Genomic DNA, 17969 nt, shown 5'->3' on the forward strand with positions numbered 1-17969 from the left:
GCTCCCGGCCGGCTCAGCCGGCGTCGGCCGCCCCGCCCACGGTCTGCGTCGCCTCGCCCCGGACATGCCCGTCACCAGTGACGATGTACTTGGTGCTGGTCAGCTCCGGCAGGCCCATCGGGCCGCGGGCGTGCAGCTTCTGGGTCGAGATGCCGATCTCGGCGCCGAAGCCGAACTCACCGCCGTCGGTGAACCGCGTCGAGGCGTTGACGGCCACCGTCGTCGCGTCGACCAACTGGGTGAAACGGCGGGCCGCGGCCTGCGAGGTGGTCACGATCGCCTCGGTGTGGCCGGAGGACCAGCGGCGGATGTGCGCGACGGCGGCCTCCAGTGAGGGCACCACGGCCGCCGCCAGGTCGTGGGAGAGGTACTCGGTCTCCCAGTCCGCCTCGGTGGCCGGCACCACGGTCGCCGCCGAGCCCTCGGCGGCCTTGAGGACCGCGTCGTCGCCGTGCACCGTCACCCCGGCCTGGGCCAGGGCCGCCAGCGCGAGCGGCAGGAAGGCTCCCGCGACGTCCTGGTGGACGAGCAGGGTCTCGGCCGAGTTGCAGACGCTGACCCGCTGCGCCTTCGAGTTCAGCAGGATGCCGACGGCCATCGCCAGGTCCGTCTCGGCGTCCACGTAGACGTGGCAGTTGCCCGTCCCCGTCTCGATCACCGGCACGGTCGAGCCCTCGACCACGGTACGGATCAGCGCGGCCCCGCCGCGCGGGATCAGCACGTCCACCAGGCCCCGGGCGCGCATCAGTTCCTGGACGGAGTCCCGGCTCTCGCCCGGGACGAGCTGGATCACGTCGGCGGGCAGGCCCGCCGAGACGACGGCGTCGCGCAGCACCGCGATCAGCGCGGTGTTGGAGCGGTAGGCCGAGGCCGAACCGCGCAGCAGTACCGCGTTGCCGGACTTCAGGCAGAGCGCGGCGGCGTCCACGGTGACGTTCGGACGGGCCTCGTAGATGATGCCGACGACGCCGAGCGGGACGCGGACCTGCCGCACGTCCAGGCCGTTGGGCAGGGTGTAGCCGCGCACCACCTCGCCGACCGGGTCGGGCAGGCCGGCCACGTCGCGGACGTCCGAGGCGATCGCGGCGATCCGCTCGTCGGTGAGGGTCAGGCGGTCGATCACCGACTCGGCGGTACCCGCCTCACGGGCCCGGGCGACGTCCTCGGCGTTGGCGGCGGTGATCTCGGCGCTCCGGGCCACCAGGGCGTCCGCGATCGCCGACAGCGCGGCGTCCTTCGCCCGGCGCGGGAGCGGGGCGAGCACGGCGGCGGCCTCCCGGGCTCGGCGCGCTACGGCGAGGACGGGGCTGTCGGCGGTGGCGAGGTCGCTGGTCATGCGCCAAGGGTAGCGAGTGCGCCGCCCCCGCCCGCCGGGCATTTCGCCCGGTGAGACATGGGCGCCCAGCAAGGCCCGCACGTGCCGTGCCCCGGGCAGGGCACACGTGCGTCAGTACGGGTGCACCCCGCCCGGATGGGGTGGCGGGCCGCCGAAGCCCTCGGCGACGCGCTTGTGGTACGTCGCCCGGTCGACCACCTCCAGCCCGACGATCTCCCACGGCGGCAGGTTCGCGGTCACCTTGTGCTCGCCCCAGAGCCGCAGCGCGATCGCCGCCGCGTCGTGCAGGTCCCGGGCCTGCTCCCAGTAGCGGATCTCCGCGTGGTCGGCCGCGTAGCGGGCGGTCAGGAAGAACGAGTGGTCGTGCGCCAGCCGCTCCAGCCCCGCCCGCAACGCGGACAGCGGGGTGGTCTGCCCCGCCACGCTCAGCACCACGTGCCAGAGCCGGGCCTGTTCGGGCACCGTGGGCGGCTCCCCCTCGTCCCGGCGGTCCGGCCGGACCCCGCGTAGCGCGCCGGGCTCCTGCGGCGGCGGACCGGCCGGCCCGGCCGGGGTGTCCGCCCCGCGCCCGCCGTCGATGCTGGTCAGCCGTCGGCCCGCCGTTCCTCCGGTCAGCGCTGCCTCGCGCCTGCGTTCCACCGGCGGCCTCCTGTTCGGCGATCTCGTGTCGTCGTACCCGCCGGCCCCGGTCCGGCGCGTACGGCTGCGCCCCCTCGCCCGCGGCAAGGCCCGCACCGCCGCCGCGCCCGCGGACCGGTCAGCCCCGCAGGACGACCAGGTCGTCGCGGTGGACGACCTCGCGCTCGTACGCGGCACCGAACTCCTGGGCCAGGTCTCGGGTGGACCGGCCGAGCAGCCGGGGCAACTCCCTCGCATCAAAGTTGACCAGTCCGCGCGCCACGATGTGGCCGTTTTCGCCAAGAAGGTCCACCGGATCACCCGCGGCGAACTCCCCGTCGACCTTGGTGACCCCGGCGGGCAGCAGCGAGGCACCCCCGGAGACGACCGCCGCGACGGCCCCCTCGTCCAGGTGGAGGGCGCCGCGCGGGCTGCTCGCGTGCGCCAGCCAGAGCAGCCGGTCGGAGGAGCGGCTGCCGGTGCGCAGGAAGAGCGTGCCGGTGGGCCGGCCGGCCAGCGCGTCGGCGGCCCGGCTGGCGGCGGTGAGCACCACGGGGATGCCCGCGCCGGTGGCGATCCGGGCCGCCTCCACCTTGGTGACCATGCCGCCGGTACCGACCCCGGCCTTGCCCGCGCTGCCGATCGAGACGCCGTCCAGGTCGTGCGGCCCGGCCACCTGGGCGATCCGGCTGGTGCCGGGGCGGCTCGGGTCGCCGTCGTAGAGCCCGTCCACGTCGGAGAGCAGCACCAGCAGGTCGGCCCGGACCAGGTGGGCGACCAGCGCGGCCAGCCGGTCGTTGTCACCGAACTTGATTTCGGCGGTGGCGACGGTGTCGTTCTCGTTGACGATCGGCATCGCGCCCATCGCCAGCAACTGGTCCAGCGTCCGGTAGGCGTTGCGGTAGTGGGCGCGCCGGCTGGCGTCCTCGGCGGTCAGCAGCACCTGGCCGACCCGGATGCCGTACCGGGCGAAGGAAGCGGTGTAGCGGGCGACCAGCAGGCCCTGGCCGACGCTCGCGGCGGCCTGCTGGCGGGCGAGGTCCTTGGGCCGGCGGTCCAGGCCCAGCGGGGCCAGGCCGGCCGCGATGGCACCGGAGGAGACCAGGACCACCTCGGGGGCGTCCGGGCCGCTGCGCACCTTGGCGAGCGCGTCCACCAGGGCGTCGACCCGGTCGGCGTCCAGGCCGCCGGCCGCCGTGGTGAGAGAGGAGGAACCGACCTTGACGACGATCCGTCGTGCGGTCAGGACCTCCTGCCGCAGTGAGTCCTCGCTCATCTCGCTGTACGCCCTTCCGGTGTGGTGCGGGTACGGCCGGGCCCGGGCCCGGCCGTCACCCCCGCAATCTACGCGATCGGCGCAGTCCGTCCGCAGGGCATTTCACCGGCTGGACCGCGCCCCTCCCCGGTCACGGGCCGGCCCGGACCGGTCGCGGGACGCCGGGCGGACCGCACCCGCCCGGCGGGCCCCGTCCCGCCACCCGGGCCGGGGGCGGTCCGCCAAGTCCGGCTCCCGCCAAGCGAAGTGACGTTCATCAACGCACCGACGCACCGACGCACCGCGGCCCCGCCTCCGGGAGGGAGGCGGGGCCGCGGCACTACACGGGTCGGACCGGCCGGTCCTACTCCTCGTCGTCGTCGCCCTCGACGGCGGCCTGGCGGCCACTGGAGAGCGCCTCGAAGGCGAGGAACTCGGACTCGGCCGCGTCCCGGTTCTTCAGCTTGTCGCGGCGGCGGTCGACCGCCGGACGCGGGCTCTCCAGGCGGTGGTCCTCACCGCGGCGGCCGAGCATCTCGGCGCCGGCGGCCATGGTCGGCTCCCAGTCGAAGACGACCGCGTTGTCCTCCGCGCCGATGATGACGGTGTCGCCCTCGTGGGCGCCGACCTTCCAGAGCTTGTCCTCCACGCCGAGGCGGGCCAGCCGGTCGGCGAGGTAGCCGACGGCCTCGTCGTTGGAGAAGTCCGTCTGGCGGACCCAGCGCTCCGGCTTGATACCGCGGATGCGGAAGGCGCCGTCCTCCTCGGTGATGGTGAAGCCCGCGTCGTCCACGGCGGTGGGCCGCAGCACGATCCGGGTGGACTCCTCCAGCGGCTTGGCGGCGCGGGCCTCGGCGACGATCTGCGCCATCGCGAAGTTCAGCTCGCGCAGGCCCTTGCGGGAGGCGGCGGACACCTCGAACACGCGGTAGCCGCGCTCCTCCAGCGAGGCCCGGGTGAGGTCGGCGATGTCCTGGCCGTCCGGGACGTCGACCTTGTTGAGCGCGACCAGTCGCGGCCGGTCCTCCAGGCCGCCGTACTGCGCCAGCTCGGCCTCGATGGTCTCCAGGTCGGTCAGCGGGTCGCGGCCGGGCTCCAGGGTCGCGCAGTCCAGCACGTGGACCAGCGCCGAGCAGCGCTCGACGTGCCGCAGGAACTCCAGGCCGAGGCCGCGGCCCTGGCTGGCGCCCGGGATCAGGCCGGGGACGTCGGCGACGGTGTAGACGAAGTCGCCGGCGGTCACCACGCCGAGGTTGGGGACCAGGGTGGTGAACGGGTAGTCCGCGATCTTCGGCTTGGCGGCGGAGATCACCGAGATCAGCGAGGACTTGCCGGCGCTCGGGTAGCCCACCAGGGCCACGTCGGCGACGGACTTGAGTTCCATGACGATGTCACGGGCCTCACCCGGCTCGCCGAGCAGCGCGAAGCCGGGCGCCTTGCGGCGGGACGAGGCCAGCGCCGCGTTGCCCAGGCCGCCCCGGCCGCCGGCGGCGACGACGAAGCTGGTGCCGTGGCCGACCAGGTCGGCGAGGACGTTGCCCTGCCGGTCCATCACGACGGTGCCGTCCGGCACCGGCAGGACGAGGTCGTGACCCTCGGCGCCGGTCCGGTTGCCGCCCGCGCCGGGCTTGCCGTTGGTCGCCTTGCGCTTGGGCGAGTGGTGGTACTCCAGCAGGGTGGTGATCTGCGCGTCCACGGTGAGGATGACGCTGCCGCCCTGACCGCCGTTGCCGCCGTCGGGGCCTCCCAGCGGCTTGAACTTCTCCCGGTGAACGGAGGCGCAGCCGTGGCCCCCGTTACCCGCGGCGACGTACAGCTCGACGCGGTCCACGAAGGTGGTCATGGTTGTGCCTCCAGTGCGAAGAAAGTGTTGCCTGCTTCTCAAGCATGAAGGGTGGACCGGATCATTCCGGCCCACCCTTCATTGTGAGTCTTGTCGGACTCAGGCCTCGACGGCCACGATGTTGACGACCTTGCGGCCGCGACGGGTGCCGAACTGCACCGCACCGGCGGACAGCGCGAACAGGGTGTCGTCGCCACCACGGCCGACGTTGGCGCCCGGGTGGAAGTGGGTGCCACGCTGGCGGACGATGATCTCGCCGGCGGAGACGACCTGGCCGCCGAAGCGCTTCACGCCGAGGCGCTGGGCGTTCGAGTCACGGCCGTTCCGGGTAGAGCTTGCGCCCTTCTTGTGTGCCATCTCGCTATCCCCTTACTTGCTGACGGAGTCGATGCTCGTGATCCGCACAGCAGTGTGCTGCTGGCGGTGACCCTGGCGGCGACGGTAACCGGTCTTGTTCTTGTAGCGCAGGATGACGATCTTGTCGCCCTTGGTCTGGTCGACCACCTCGGCGTGAGCCTTCACGCCGGCCAGCACCCACGGGTCGGAGGTGACAGCTTCACCATCGACGACCAGGATGGTGGAGAGCTCCACCGAGTCACCCGGCTTGGCCTCGATACGGTCGATCTCCAGCACGTCGCCGACGGCGACCTTGTGCTGGCGGCCGCCTGCGCGAACGATCGCGTACATGCGGTACCCACTTTCCTAACTCGGTCGGAGCTCCAGATGCCAGCCACCTGGGTACGGACACAGGGGCCTCTCCCCGACTCCTCTGACGAGGGGCCCGGAAGGTGATGTGTTCGGGAGCGACGGCGTAGACACGCCGAGGGTCAAGAATACGGACCGGCCCCCTCGGGGGCAAACCGGGCCGTCCCGGTCCGGGGCGGGCGCGAGCCCGCCCCGGACCGACGCACTACTCGGCTGCCGAATCACCCTCGGCGGCCGCGGCCTTCTTGGCCGCCGCGCTCGTCCGCTTGGTGGCGGTCTTGCGGGCGGTGGTCTTCTTCGCGGCGGCCGCCGTGGTGGTGGTCTTCTTGGCGGCCGTCTTCTTCGCGGTGGTCTTGCGGGCGGCCCGCTTCCTCGGGGCCGGCGCCTCCTCGGCGGGCTCCTCGGCCGGGGCGGCCTCGGCGGCGGGCTCCGGCGTACCGGTCTCCGCGGCCGGCTCGGGCTCCGTCGCGACCGGCTCGGCCGCGGCCGGGGCCTCGGCGGGCGTCTCGACGGCCGCGAAGGCCGCCTGCAGCGCCGCGTCGGCACGGGCCTGCAGCACCACGATCTCGGCCTCGGCGGGCGCCCCGGCCGGAGCCGTCGCCTTGCGCACCGCCCGGCGGCGGGTGCGGCCGGCCGGCGCCGCCGTGGCGGCGGGGATCTCGACCAGGCTCGGCTGGGCCGTCTCCTCGACGACCACCGGCTCGGTCACCGGCTGGGCCACCGGCTCGACGACGGCCTCGGCCTCGACCTCGGCCACCGGCACGTCGATCGCGAGCTGCCCCTCGACCTCCTCGTGCTCCGGAGCCTCGATGTCGGCCTCGACCACGGTCTGCGCCTCGTCCTGGGCGCCGCCGCCCTTGCCCCGGCGCCGGCGCTTGCCGCCGCCCGAGGCCGGCTCGCCCGCCGCGACGGCGTGGCCGCCACCGGTGTGGACGTGGCTGCTCGGCTGCTCCATGTGGACGATCACGCCGCGCCCGTTGCAGTGGACACACGGCTCGGAGAAGGACTCCAGCAGGCCCTGGCCGACCCGCTTGCGGGTCATCTGGACCAGGCCCAGCGAGGTGACCTCGGCCACCTGGTGCTTGGTCCGGTCCCGGCCCAGGCACTCCAGCAGACGGCGCAGCACCAGGTCCCGGTTGGACTCCAGCACCATGTCGATGAAGTCGATCACGATGATGCCGCCGAGGTCGCGCAGCCGCAGCTGGCGCACGATCTCCTCGGCCGCCTCGATGTTGTTGCGGGTGACGGTCTCTTCGAGGTTGCCGCCCTGACCGACGAACTTGCCGGTGTTGACGTCGATGACGACCATCGCCTCGGTGCGGTCGATCACCAGCGAACCGCCGCTGGGCAGCCAGACCTTGCGGTCCAGCGCCTTCATCAGCTGCTCGTCGATCCGGTAGGTCGCGAACACGTCGACCTCGGAGGTCCACCGCTGCAGGCGCTCGGCCAGGTCGGGGGCCACGTTGGAGACGTAGTCGTGGATGGTGTTCCACGCCTCGGTGCCGGAGACGATGACCTTGGTGAAGTCCTCGTTGAAGATGTCGCGGACGACCCGGACGGTCATGTCCGGCTCGCCGTAGAGCAGCGCGGGGGCGTTGCCGGTCGCGGCCTTCTTCTGGATCTCCTCCCACTGCTGCTGGAGGCGCTGGACGTCACGGGTCAGCTCGTCCTCGGAGGCGCCCTCGGCGGCGGTGCGCACGATGACGCCCGCGTCGTCCGGGACGATCTTCTTGAGGATCTGCTTCAGACGGGCCCGCTCGTTCTCGGGCAGCTTGCGCGAGATGCCGGTCATCGAGCCCTCGGGCACGTAGACCAGGTAGCGGCCGGGCAGCGAGATCTGGCTGGTCAGGCGGGCGCCCTTGTGGCCGATCGGGTCCTTGGAGACCTGTACCAGGACGGACTGGCCGGACTTCAGCACCGACTCGATCCGGCGCGGGCCACCGTGGCCGCCCAGCGAGCCGAAGTTCACCTCACCGGCGTACAGCACCGCGTTGCGGCCCTTGCCGATGTCGACGAAGGCGGCCTCCATCGACGGCAGCACGTTCTGGACCTTGCCCAGGTAGACGTTGCCGACGTACGAGGTGGCCTGCTCCTTGTTGACGTAGTGCTCGACCAGCACGCCGTCCTCGAGGACGCCGATCTGGGTGCGCTGGCCGTTCTGGCGCACCACCATGACGCGCTCGACCGACTCGCGACGGGCCAGGAACTCGGCCTCGGTGATGATCGGCACCCGGCGGCGGCCCAGCTCGCGGCCCTCACGGCGGCGCTGCTTCTTGGCCTCCAGTCGGGTGGAGCCCTTGATGGACTGCACCTCGTCCGGGTCGAACGACGGCTCGGTGGAGCGGCGGCGCGGCTCGCGCACCTTCACCACCGTGCGGACGCCGTCCTCGGTGGTCTCGGCCGCCTCGCCGGCACCGGCCTCGCCACTGCGACGGCGGCGACGACGGCGACGACGGGACGAGGCCAGGCCGGCCGACAGGTCGTCGTCGTCCTCGCCGTCCTCGTCCTCGGCCTCGGCGGCGGGCTCCTGGACGGGCTGCTCGGTCTCGGCCGTCTCGGCCTCGAAGTCCTCGGCCTCGCCACGACGGCGGCGGCGGCCGCCCCGGCGGCGACGGCGGGACGGACGACCGTCCTCCCACTCGTCCTCGGCCTCGGGACCGGCGGCGGGCGCCTCGACGGCGGCCGGGGCCGCGACCGGGGCGGGCGGCGCGACCGGGGCCTCGACCACGGGGGCGGCGGGCGCCACCGGAGCGGCGGCGGCGGCCGACTTGCGGCGGTTCGGGGTCTGCACCCGCACCTGGGTGCGGGTACGGCGACGGCGGCCGACGCCGCTGTACTCGTACTCGTCCTCCTCCGTGCTCTTCACGGCGGGGGCCTCGGCCGGAGCCGGGGTCTCGGCCGGGGCGGCCGCGGCGGGGGCGGCGGCCGGGGCCGACGGCGCGGTGTAGGGGGCCGGCTCCTGGAAGACGGGGGCCTGGAAGATCGCGGTGGACGGGCGGACCGCACGGCGGCGCACCCGGTGGGTCGGCTCGGCCTCGGCGACCGGCGCGGGGGCCGGGGCGGGCTCCGGCTCGGCCGCGGGCGCGACGGCCTCGGCCTCCTCGGCGGGCTCCTCCTCCGCGGCGGGCTCCTCGACCGGGGCCTCCTCGACGACCGGCGCGGCCTCGGCCACGCGGCGGCGACGGGGGCGGCGGGCGGGGGCCGCGGGGGCCTCCTCGACCGGCGCGGCCTCGGCGGCGGGCGCCTCGGCGGGTGCGGCCTCGACCGGGGTCTCGACGGGTGCGTCGGCCGCGGCGGGCGCGCTCACCGGCGCCTCGGCCCGCTTGCGGGTCCGGCGGGCCCTGGCGGGCTTCTCGGCCACGGGCTCGGCGGCCGGCTCGGCCGCCGGTGCCTTCACGGCGGGGGCCTCTGCGGCGGGCGCCTCGGCCTCGGCCGGGGTGACGACGATCGGGGTGGCCTCGGGCGCCCCGGCGGGCGCCTCGGCCCGCTTGCGGGTCCGGCGGGCCCGGACCGGCTTCTCGGCGGCCGGCGCCTCCACGGCGGGGGCCTCGGCGGCGGGCGCCTCGGCCGCGATGACCGTCTCGGCGCCGTCGGCGGCCGCGCCCTGCGGGGTGCCCGCGGGGCGGGACACCGCACGGCGGCGGCGGCGCGGCGGTGCGCCGGTCGTGCCGTCGCCGGTGGCGGCGGTGTTCTCGTTCGGTTCCGTCGCCGCGTTCTGCTGCGGATCGGTGTTATCGAGCATGCGGGTGGATCTCCCGTCAGGCCCCCGGGCTCCGTATCCGGGCACGGCGGGGCACCGGTGGCCGGCCGGCATCACGAGGATGCTCGGGCCGGACCCTTTCCTGGTGCCGCCGTGCGGACGCGAGGCCGCACAGGGGCTCGTAGTCTCGCTCGGCGCCCCGCACGCGGCGGGGTGTCGAAAGTCTTCTGGTCTGCCCAGTCTTCTGAGGTTTTCCCAAGCTGCGCCGTTCCCCAACCCCGGGTGGCTCCCGGACGGGGACCTCGGGCCCACCGACCATCCGGGTCGGCGGGCCGCAAGAGGCCGGCCTGTGCTTCGACGACGCTCGCTCCCCTGGGGAGCCGCGGGGGCCTGGAGGACCAACGGGTCCAGTGAGGCACTGGACCAGGCCTCCGCCCGCTAGGCGGACGCGGTTGCGCGCGGCTCGTCGGCGGCCACAGGGCCGGCCGGGGCCGCGGCGCGGTCGAGCGCCAGCGGGTCGGTCACCGTGCCGGTCTCCTCGTCGAGCGGCCCCTGCGCCAGCCTGGTCACCTCTGCGGGGACCGGCGGCGCCAGGTCAGCCGTCGCACGGAGACCGGACAATACGTCGTCGGGTCGTACGGCTGGTGTGGCGTGTCGTACTACCAGGCGCAGTATCGCACAGGCACGGCCGGTCCGAACATCGCGGGCCCCTTCGCCCTCCGTGTCCGCACCGTCGTCGACCTGCGGCGAGAGGATTTCCAGCGCCGCGACCGCGCCGCGCGCGTCGAAGACGCGCACGCCGTTCTTGGTGCGGCGTTCGACCTCGACCCGCTCCTCGGCGAGGAAGGCGGCGGCCGCGCGGGACGCCTCCGGCCCGGTGACACCGTCCAGCCGGACCTGCCATTCGGAGGCTTCCAGACGCTCGACGAAGTTCGGCGTCCGGACTTCGACCGCGTCGATGATGTCGAGGCCCTTCGGCAGCGACTCGTCCAGCTGCGCGCGCAGCTCCTCGGGGTCGCGGTGGGCCGCCAGGCCGATCTCCAGGTACTCCGCCTCGCTGGCCACCCCGGTGGGGGCCGCGTTGGCGTAGGACACCTTCGGGTGCGGTGTGAAGCCGGCCGAGTAGGCCATCGGCACGGCCGACCGGCGCAGGGCGCGCTCGAAGGCGCGCTGGAAGTCGCGGTGGCTGGTGAAGCGGAGCCGGCCGCGCTTGGTGTAGCGGAGACGGATCCGCTGCACCGTCGGCGCGGGCGGCGGACCGTCGGGCGTACGGCGTGCCAGAGTCGCTCAGTCCTTAGTCAGATGTCCCCGTCCGGCGTGACACGATCGCGCCACTCTCCGGACTCTGTCACCCAAAGGGTACGCGCCCGCGCGCCACCTTCGCTCCGCCCCTGGTCAGCCCGGATGCGCGAAACCCCGGCCGGAGCGCCCGGCCGGGGTCCCGCGATGGCGTGCGCCGCCCTACTTGACGACCGTCAGCGGCAGGAGCTTCTTGCCCGTCGGGCCGATCTGGATGGCCGTGTCCATCTGAGGACAGACACCGCAGTCGAAGCACGGGGTCCAGCGGCAGTCGTCGACCTCGACCTCTTCGAGGGCGTCCTGCCAGTCCTCCCAGAGCCAGTCCTTGTCGAGGCCGCTGTCCAGGTGGTCCCAGGGCAGCACCTCCTCGTAGGTGCGCTCGCGGGTGGTGTACCAGTCGACGTCGACGCCGGTGCCGGCCAGGCCCTTCTCGGCCGAGGCCATCCAGCGGTCGTAGGAGAAGTGCTCGCGCCAGCCGTCGAAACGGCCGCCGTCCTCGTAGACCGCCCGGATGACGGCGCCGATCCGGCGGTCACCCCGGGAGAGCAGGCCCTCGACGATGCCGGGCTTGCCGTCGTGGTAGCGGTAGCCGATGTTCTTGCCGTACTTGCGGTCGCCGCGGATCGAGTCGCGCAGCTTGGCCAGCCGGGCGTCGGTGTCCTCGGCGGACAGCTGCGGGGCCCACTGGAACGGGGTGTGCGGCTTGGGCACGAATCCGCCGATCGAGACGGTGCAGCGGATGTCGTTCTGGCCGGTGACCTCGCGCCCCTTCTGGATGACGTTCTTCGCCATCTCACCGATCTGGAGGACGTCCTCGTCGGTCTCGGTGGGCAGGCCGCACATGAAGTACAGCTTCACCTGGCGCCAGCCGTTGCCGTACGCGGTGGAGACGGTGCGGATGAGGTCCTCCTCCGACACCATCTTGTTGATCACCTTGCGCATGCGCTCACTGCCGCCCTCGGGGGCGAAGGTGAGGCCCGAGCGGCGGCCGTTGCGGCTGAGCTCGTTGGCGAGGTCGATGTTGAAGGCGTCGACCCGGGTGGACGGCAGTGACAGACCGATCTTGTCCTCGGTGTAGCGGTCGGCCAGGCCCTTGGCGATGTCACCGATCTCGGTGTGGTCGGCGCTGGACAGCGACAGCAGGCCGACCTCCTCGAACCCGGTGGCCTTCAGCCCGCGCTCCACCATCTCGCCGATGCCGGTGATGCTTCGCTCCCGCACGGGGCGCGTGATCATGCCGGCCTGGCAGAAGCGGCAGCCGCGGGTGCAGCCGCGGAAGATCTCGACGGACATCCGCTCGTGCACCGTCTCGGCGAGCGGGACGAGCGGCTGCTTGGGGTAGGGCCACTCGTCGAGGTCCATCACGGTGTGCTTGGAGACCCGCCACGGCACGCCCGGCGCGTTCGGCACCACTCGGGCGATCCGGCCGTCGGCCAGGTACTCCACGTCGTAGAACCGGGGGACGTACACGCCGCCGGTGCGCGCCAGGCGCAGCAGCAGCTCGTCGCGCCCGCCCGGGCGGCCCTCGGCCTTCCAGCCGCGGACCAGCTCGGTGATGTCCAGGACGGCCTGCTCGCCGTCGCCCACCACCGCGCAGTCGATGAAGTCGGCGATCGGCTCGGGGTTGAACGCGGCGTGGCCGCCGGCCAGCACGATCGGGTCGTCCACCGTCCGGTCGCGGGCCTCCAGCGGGATGCCGGCCAGGTCGAGCGCGGTCAGCATGTTGGTGTAGCCGAGCTCGGTGGAGAACGAGAGCCCGAACACGTCGAAGGCCTTGACCGGCCGGTGCGCGTCCACGGTGAACTGCGGGACGTCGTGCTCGCGCATGAGCGCTTCGAGATCCGGCCAGACGCTGTAGGTGCGCTCGGCGAGCACGCCCTCGCGCTCGTTGAGCACCTCGTAGAGGATCATGACGCCCTGGTTGGGCAGGCCGACCTCGTAGGCGTCGGGGTACATCAGCGCCCAGCGGACGTCGCAGGCGTCCCAGTCCTTGACGGTCGAGTTGAGCTCGCCGCCGACGTACTGGATCGGCTTCTGGACGTGCGGGAGGAGGGCCTCCAGGCGTGGGAAGACCGATTCGACAGTCATGTACTAGGAACCCTTACGACGTTGAATGGTGTCGCTGGCATCGGACCCGGTGGGGTGGTGCGCGACGGCTGGGAGGGGTGACCCTCAAGGGTAGCCGAATCCCGGGACGCTCCGGCCGGCCGCGGGCCTGGGCCGGCCCCCGAGCGGGGGTCGAATCGGCTGTTGACAGCCCCGGACGGCCCATGCGGTACTGGCAGGGCTCCGCCGGGAGGCCCTGCACGCCATCGGGACAAGGAAGTTGACCATGCACGACGGCACCGACACCGGCCTCCTGACATGACCGACACCGGCCGGCGGGTGCCCCAGTGCCACCCCGCGCCCGAGCAGGCGGACCGCTACCTCACGGTGGCCCGCGCCGAGGCGGCGGCCCGCCGGCTCGCCCGCCGCCATCCGGGCCGCTGCCGGCTGCGGGAGGTGGGCCGCTCCCGGGCCGGGCACCCGCTGCTGCTGCTCTCCGTGGACGCGGGCCCGGACGCCGTCCTGGTGGTCGGCGGCCCGCACCCCAACGAGCCGGTCGGCGTCAGCAGCGCCCTGCGGCTGGCCGAGCGGCTGCTGGACCACCCGCCCCGGCCGGGCGTCTCCTGGCACATCCTGCCCTGCCTGGACCCGGACGGCGCCGCGTTCAACGCCGGATGGCTGGACGGCCCGCTCACCATGCGCCGCCACTACGAGCACTTCTTCCGGCCCTCCTTCGAGGAGCAGCCCGAGCTGCTGCCGCCCGCCGGCGCCGACCGCGCGCCGATGCCGGAGAGCCTGGCGCTGACCGGTCTGATCGACGAGCTGCGGCCGTTCCTGCAGTGCTCCCTGCACGGCGTGGACTTCGGCGGCGCCTTCGTGCAGCTCACCGGGCCCGTCCCGGGCCTGTCCGAGCGCTTCGGCCGCTCGGCGGCGCGCGGCGCCGTCCCGCTGGACGTCGACTCGTACGACGCGGTCGGCTGGGCCAGCCCCGCCCCCGGGACGTACCTGATGCCCGCGCCCGGCGGCTCCGGCCTGTCCCGGGCGCTCCCGGACGAGCCCGAGCTGTCCACCTGGTCGTACGCCGGCCGCCACGGCGGGGTGACGGCCGTCCTGGAGGTGCCGATGTGGGCCGTCGACGCGGTGGGGGACGGCCGCCGGCACCCGGCCGTCCGGCAGGCGGTCGGGACCGCCGCCCGGGTGCTGCGGGACCGCGCCGAGGAGCTGTCCGGCCTGCTCGTACACGTCCCGCCGCACGCCCGTCGGGCCTACGGCCCGATGGTGCGCGCCGTGGAGTTCACGCTGGCGGTCTGCTCGCCGGTCGCCGACGAGTGGCTGGAGCAGTGGTGCGCCCAGCCTCTCACCGTCTCCCGGGTGACCACCGCCGGGCTCGCCGCCGCGCGGATCCCGCTGCGGGTGGCCTCGGTGCTGCTGCGCCTGCTGGCGGACACCGGGGGTCCGGCCGTGGACGCTGCCCGCGAGCGGGCGCTGGGGATCGTCACCGAGAGCCTGGACCAGTTGCGCCACCGCTTCGGCGCCCGCTGGGTGCCGGTGGAGGTCCAGACCGCCCACCAGACCCGCGCGGTGCTCGCCGCGGCCGCCTGCCTGCGCGGCCGGAGCCGGTAGCGGCGGGCCGCCCGCACGGCGGCGGGGCCGGTCCGGGGGGTGACCCCGGACCGGCCCCGCCGGTGCGTCCGTGCGCTCAGGCCGCTATCGGCCGCTGGCTCTGCACCGCCTGCAGCAGTCCGATCGCCACCCAGGTCGAGAACATCGACGACCCTCCGTAGGAGACGAACGGCAGCGGGATGCCGGCCACCGGCATGATGCCCAGGCACATCCCTATGTTCTCGAAGCCCTGGAAGGCGAACCAGGCGACCACTCCGGCGGCCACGATGGTGCCGTACAGGTCGGTGGCGTGCCGGGCGATCCGGCAGGCCCGCCAGAGCACCACGCCGAGCAGCAGGATGATGGCCATCGCCCCGAGGAAGCCCAGCTCCTCGCCGGCCACCGTGAAGACGAAGTCGGTCTGCTGCTCCGGCACGAACTGCCCGGTGGTCTGCGTCCCGTGGAACAGGCCCTTGCCGGTGAGCCCGCCCGAGCCGATCGCGATCCGGGCCTGGGCGGTGTTGTAGCCCACTCCGGACGGGTCCAGCGCCGGGTTGGCGAAGGCCGCGAAGCGGTCGATCTGGTACTTGCTCAGCACCCCGAGCTTCCAGATCGCCACGCAGCCGCCGACGCCGGCCAGGATCAGCCCGAACACCCAGCGGTTGGCCGCGCCGGAGGCGAGCAGGATGCCCAGCACGATGACGGCCATGACCATCACCGACCCGGCGTCCGGCATCAGCATCACGATCGCCATCGGCACGGTGGCCCAGACCAGTCCGCGGAAGACCGCCCGGTGCGAGGGGAACTCCCGCTCCCCCGCGTCCACCTGGTCGGACAGCACCACGGCCATCGCCAGCACGATCGCCAGCTTGGCGAACTCGGCCGGCTGGACGGAGAAGCCGCCGCCGAGCTGGATCCAGGAGTGCTGGCCGTTGATGGTCGAGCCGAGCGGGCTCAGCGTGGCCACCAGCAGCAGGATCACCGCGACGTACAGGAACGGCACCACCGTGCGGAACCGCCGGCTCCCTATCCCTATCACCACCGCGCACAGCACCAGTCCGATCACCACGTTGGTGAGGTGCCGGAACAGGAAGTACTGCGGATCGCCGTGGGTGAGCGAGTCCCGCCCCCGGGTGGCGGACCAGACCAGCAGCGAGCTGCCCAGCGACAGCACCATCGCGGCCAGCAGCAGTATCCAGTCGATCCGCCAGAGCGGGGAGTCCTTGGCGAGGGCCTTCGAGACCCCGCTGCGCTGCGGGGCGAGCCGCAGCTGGCGGTACGAGCCGTAGGAGGTCATGTCCGGCTCCTTCCGGTGCTCCGGTTGGGCTCGACGGCGGCGGCGTCCACCGCGGCGAGCGCGATCGGCGGGCCGGCCGGCGGTGCCGGGTCCAGGAAGACCCGCGGGGAGCCGCCGGTCACGCCCGGGTCCCCGGCGGCGGCGGTGAAGCCGGCCGGCTTGATGATGGCGGTGCCGTCCGCGTTGAACTTCGGCAGCTCGGCCTGCGGCTTGGGCAGCAGTGCCTTGCCGTTGTCGATGTTGCCCTTGTCGTCGACGCCGTAGAGCGACTGGTAGATCCGTCGGATCGCGTCGCCGGAGCCCCCGGAGCCGGTGCCGCCCTGGCTTATCGTCATCACGACCGCGTAGTCGCCGCTGTAGGTGGTCAGCCACGAGGTGGTCTGCTTGCCCTCGACCTCGGCGGTGCCGGTCTTGGCGTGCAGCTCGATCTTGCCCTGCGGCCAGCCGGCGCCGGTGAACTTCCAGGCGGCGGTACCGCTGGTGACGACGCCCGCGGTGGCCTGGTCGATGTAGCTCAGCAGCTTCTGGTCGCCGGGGAACTTGGCGTCCTCGTGCGGGGCGATCTCGCGGACGAGCTCCCCGCCCGGGCTTATCACCGCCTTGGCGACGGTCGGCCGGTAGAAGGTGCCGCCGTTGGCGAGCGCCGAGTAGATCCGGGCCATCTGGATCGGGGTGACGAGGGTGTCGCCCTGGCCGATCGCGAAGTTGACCGAGTCACCGGCGCGCATCTGGTAGCCGTCGACGCAGTTCTCCCGGGCGATCTGGTCGGAGAAGGTGTTGCCGCCCTTCTCCGCCTGCCGGCACCAGGCGTCCTTGTTGTTGTCGTAGAAGGACTGCTTCCACTGCCGGTCCGGCACCCGGCCGGTGACCTCGCTGGGCAGGTCGATGCCGGTCTTGGCGCCCAGGCCGAACTGGTGGGCGGTCTTGAAGAACCAGTCGGCGGTCTCCTTCTTCGGCTTGATGCCGCCGTCCTTCATCCACTGGTCGTAGGCCAGCCCGTAGAAGACCGTGTCGCAGGAGACTTCGAGCGCCTTCTCCAGCGTGATCGAGCCGAAGCTCTCGCTCTCGAAGTTCTTGAACTCACGGCCGCCGATGGTCATGCTCTTCGGGCACGGGTACGTCCCGTCCAGCGAGTAGCCGGCCTGCACGGCGGCGGTGGTGGAGATGACCTTGAAGGTCGAGCCGGGCGCGGACTGACCCTGTATGGCCCGGTTCAGCAGCGGGAAGTTGGAGTCCTTGCTGGTCAGTGCCTGGTAGTCCTTGCCGGAGATACCGCCCTGCCAGAGGTTGGGGTCGTACGTCGGCGCGCTGGCCATCGCCACGATCCGCCCGGTGTGCACGTCCATGACGACCGCGGCGCCGGAGTCGGCCTCGTAGTTGCGGTTGGTCACCTTGTCGAAGGTCTTCCTGGCGTCGTTCATCGCCTGCGCCAGGTTGTCCTCGACGACCTTCTGCACCCGGGCGTCGATGCTGGTCACCAGGTTGTTGCCGGTCTGCGGCTCGACGATGCCGGCGTTGCCGATCACCCGGCCGAGGTTGTCCACCTCCAGCTTGGTGATCCCGGCCGTCCCGCGCAGGTCGCGGTCGTACACCGACTCCAGGCCGGCGCGGCCGATCTGGTCGGCCGGCAGGTAGCGGTCCAGGCCGGTCTTGTCGGCGGTCTTGCTGACCTCCTCGTCCGTCACCGGCGAGAGGTAGCCGAGCACCTGGGCCATGTTGGCGCCCTCGACGCCGGTGTAGTGGCGCACGGCGGTGGGCTGCGCGGTCACCCCGGGGAAGTCCTCGCGGCGCTCCATCATCTGCAGCGCCTGCTGGGTGGTCGCCTCCTTGGTGACCGGGATCGGCTGGTACGGCGAGCCGTTCCAGCACGGCTGCGGCGTCTTGGCGTCGCAGAGCCGGACCTTCTCCTGGACGTCCTTGGCCGGCATGCCGAGCACCTCGGCGAGCCGGCCCAGCACCGCCTTGCCGCCGTCCTTCTGCTGGAGCAGCGAGGTGCGGCTGACCGAGACCACCAGCCGGGTCTCGTTGCCGGCCAGGATGCGGCCCGAGGCGTCGAGGATCTCGCCGCGCACGGCGGGTTCGACGACCTCGCGGATGTGGTTGCCGGTCGCCTTGGCGGTGTAGACGCTGGCGTTGCGGATCTGCAGGTACCAGAGCCGGCCACCGAGGGTGGCGAGCAGCGACAGCACCAGGATCTGCAGTACCACCAGACGGATCGTCACCCGCCGGGTACGGCCGGTCTCGGGGATGTTGCTCACGTCTCGTGCG

Annotated in this window: 12 protein-coding genes; 1 reads left to right on the forward strand and 11 read right to left on the reverse strand. The window is 73.2% G+C overall.

The window, feature by feature from the left end; genetic code table 11:
* Positions 1-13: 13 nt before the first annotated feature.
* From OG618_RS13290 to OG618_RS13330, 9 genes are all read right to left on the reverse strand, one after another.
* Entirely contained in the window at positions 14-1336 is a 1323-nt protein-coding gene (locus tag OG618_RS13290) for a glutamate-5-semialdehyde dehydrogenase (RefSeq protein ID WP_329487618.1), read from the reverse strand.
* Positions 1337-1447: 111 nt separating this feature from the next.
* On the reverse strand, positions 1448-1975 hold the full coding sequence (locus OG618_RS13295) for a hypothetical protein (RefSeq protein ID WP_329487619.1): 528 nt from the start codon (positions 1973-1975) through the stop codon (positions 1448-1450).
* 118 nt (positions 1976-2093) lie between these two features.
* Positions 2094-3230: a glutamate 5-kinase gene (gene proB / locus OG618_RS13300; RefSeq protein WP_329487620.1), complete on the reverse strand. Its 1137-nt coding sequence runs from the start codon at positions 3228-3230 to the stop codon at positions 2094-2096.
* A 343-nt stretch (positions 3231-3573) separates the two neighbouring features.
* Positions 3574-5052 (reverse strand): GTPase ObgE, encoded by a 1479-nt coding sequence (obgE, locus tag OG618_RS13305; RefSeq protein ID WP_329487621.1) that lies wholly within the window; start codon positions 5050-5052, stop codon positions 3574-3576.
* 99 nt (positions 5053-5151) lie between these two features.
* Positions 5152-5409: a 50S ribosomal protein L27 gene (gene rpmA / locus OG618_RS13310; RefSeq protein ID WP_329487622.1), complete on the reverse strand. Its 258-nt coding sequence runs from the start codon at positions 5407-5409 to the stop codon at positions 5152-5154.
* Positions 5410-5421: 12 nt separating this feature from the next.
* On the reverse strand, positions 5422-5739 hold the full coding sequence (rplU, locus tag OG618_RS13315; RefSeq protein ID WP_030397424.1) for a 50S ribosomal protein L21: 318 nt from the start codon (positions 5737-5739) through the stop codon (positions 5422-5424).
* A 223-nt stretch (positions 5740-5962) separates the two neighbouring features.
* Positions 5963-9499, reverse strand: coding sequence for an Rne/Rng family ribonuclease (locus tag OG618_RS13320; protein WP_329487623.1), 3537 nt, complete (start codon positions 9497-9499; stop codon positions 5963-5965).
* A gap of 396 nt (positions 9500-9895) precedes the next feature.
* Positions 9896-10696 carry a TIGR03936 family radical SAM-associated protein gene (locus OG618_RS13325; RefSeq protein ID WP_329487624.1) on the reverse strand — a complete coding sequence of 267 codons (801 nt, stop codon included), beginning with the start codon at positions 10694-10696 and terminating at the stop codon, positions 9896-9898.
* 222 nt (positions 10697-10918) lie between these two features.
* Positions 10919-12844 (reverse strand): TIGR03960 family B12-binding radical SAM protein, encoded by a 1926-nt coding sequence (locus tag OG618_RS13330; RefSeq protein ID WP_329487625.1) that lies wholly within the window; start codon positions 12842-12844, stop codon positions 10919-10921.
* A 276-nt stretch (positions 12845-13120) separates the two neighbouring features.
* Here OG618_RS13330 and OG618_RS13335 point away from each other — a divergent pair, with 276 nt between their 5' ends.
* On the forward strand, positions 13121-14425 hold the full coding sequence (locus OG618_RS13335) for a M14 family zinc carboxypeptidase (RefSeq protein ID WP_329487626.1): 1305 nt from the start codon (positions 13121-13123) through the stop codon (positions 14423-14425).
* A 76-nt stretch (positions 14426-14501) separates the two neighbouring features.
* On the opposite strand, the gene rodA is transcribed toward OG618_RS13335, so the two are convergent.
* Positions 14502-15701: a rod shape-determining protein RodA gene (gene rodA, locus OG618_RS13340; RefSeq protein ID WP_329487627.1), complete on the reverse strand. Its 1200-nt coding sequence runs from the start codon at positions 15699-15701 to the stop codon at positions 14502-14504.
* Positions 15698-17959 (reverse strand): penicillin-binding protein 2, encoded by a 2262-nt coding sequence (mrdA, locus tag OG618_RS13345; RefSeq protein ID WP_329487628.1) that lies wholly within the window; start codon positions 17957-17959, stop codon positions 15698-15700. The genes rodA and mrdA overlap by 4 nt, the downstream gene beginning before the upstream one ends.
* Positions 17960-17969 lie beyond the last annotated feature (10 nt).

The organism is Kitasatospora sp. NBC_01246 (genome assembly GCF_036226505.1).
Classification (GTDB): Bacteria; Actinomycetota; Actinomycetes; order Streptomycetales; family Streptomycetaceae; genus Kitasatospora.

Coding starts and splice junctions, on each gene's coding strand:
- OG618_RS13330 (WP_329487625.1), bottom strand. CDS start 12,844: ATGACTGTCGAATCGGTCTTCCCACGCCTGGAGGCCCTCCTCCCGCAC.
- OG618_RS13290 (WP_329487618.1), bottom strand. CDS start 1,336: ATGACCAGCGACCTCGCCACCGCCGACAGCCCCGTCCTCGCCGTAGCG.
- rplU (WP_030397424.1), bottom strand. CDS start 5,739: ATGTACGCGATCGTTCGCGCAGGCGGCCGCCAGCACAAGGTCGCCGTC.
- rodA (WP_329487627.1), bottom strand. CDS start 15,701: ATGACCTCCTACGGCTCGTACCGCCAGCTGCGGCTCGCCCCGCAGCGC.
- OG618_RS13335 (WP_329487626.1), top strand. CDS start 13,121: ATGACCGACACCGGCCGGCGGGTGCCCCAGTGCCACCCCGCGCCCGAG.
- proB (WP_329487620.1), bottom strand. CDS start 3,230: ATGAGCGAGGACTCACTGCGGCAGGAGGTCCTGACCGCACGACGGATC.
- rpmA (WP_329487622.1), bottom strand. CDS start 5,409: ATGGCACACAAGAAGGGCGCAAGCTCTACCCGGAACGGCCGTGACTCG.
- OG618_RS13320 (WP_329487623.1), bottom strand. CDS start 9,499: ATGCTCGATAACACCGATCCGCAGCAGAACGCGGCGACGGAACCGAAC.
- obgE (WP_329487621.1), bottom strand. CDS start 5,052: ATGACCACCTTCGTGGACCGCGTCGAGCTGTACGTCGCCGCGGGTAAC.